Below are 1,064 nucleotides of genomic sequence, written 5' to 3' on the forward strand. Positions count from 1 at the left end.
CCGGCGTCCTCATCCAGGGCACCCCCTATACCGCGCTTTATAACAACGCGGACGGCGCGTTCTATCTGCAAGGCTTCTACGGCAATCCCTACAATGTGCCGCTCGGGGGCATGCTCGATTACATCGGCCCGACCGCGCCAAATTCCAGCTTCGTTCTTCCGTTTGGGCAGGCCATCTCGCGCGCAACGTACGCAACGCTGTTCGCGCTCATTGGAACGAACTATGGCGCCGGGGACGGCTCGACGACGTTCAACGTTCCCGATCTGCGCGGACGTTTTGTCGCCAGCCCCGATAACATGGGCGGGAGCGCCGCTGGTCGGCTTACGGCGGCTTACTTTGGCGGGTCCACCTCGATCTATAATACGGGCGGCGCTCAGTCCCACACACTGACGCTGGGAGAACTGCCGACGGGCATCAACTCTTCGGTGTCTGTCAGCGGCACGCTGACGGGCGCTACGACTGAAAACGTCGACAAGGGCCTTACTCCCAGTTCGACCGGCGGCGGTGGATTCGGGTTCAACTATCCGTCGACCCAAGGTACTGCCGCAGTGTCCGTCAGCGGCACGCTGAACGGTTCGGCTACGTCGAACAATACCGGCGGCAACGCGCATTCGATCGTGCCGCCCACCATCATCGTGAACAAGATTTTGAGGGTCGTCTAATGGGCGGAACTTCATCGCAGACCACCACGCAACAGAGCACCACGCAGCCGTGGGCGGCGGCCCAGCCGATGCTCAATCAGATCCTCGGGCAGATATCGCCCATGATCTCGAACAGCGGCCTCACGTCCTCGCAGAGCGGCGCCATCGGTCAGCTCACGGCGAATGGCCAGGCTGGCAATCCGTATGCGCCCGCAGTCGGCAACGTTGCCACGAGCCTGCTCAACGGCGGGGGTGCGACGTCGCAGAACGGTGCGCTGCAGTCCAATTTCGACGCCTACAAGTCGGGGATGTCGCCCTACGTTGACCCGAACTACAGCACCTTGAGTTCGCCGGCAGTGCAGGCCGCGCTCAGTCAGGCCGGTACGGATGCTGCCAACAACGTCCGCAGTCAGTTTGCCGCGG

At 62.6% G+C, this 1,064-nt stretch carries 1 protein-coding gene and 1 pseudogene; both read left to right on the top strand.

The features are described from left to right. Positions 1-662, top strand: a 662-nt coding sequence (locus ACV1FX_RS41675; protein WP_473123277.1) for a phage tail protein, incomplete at its 5' end; no start/stop codon positions are given. After that, a pseudogene (locus tag ACV1FX_RS41680) lies at positions 662-1,064 on the top strand (tail fiber domain-containing protein); the annotation flags it as partial. The gene ACV1FX_RS41675 and the pseudogene ACV1FX_RS41680, both read left to right, overlap by 1 nt.

It is taken from the genome of Bradyrhizobium ingae, assembly GCF_055791185.1.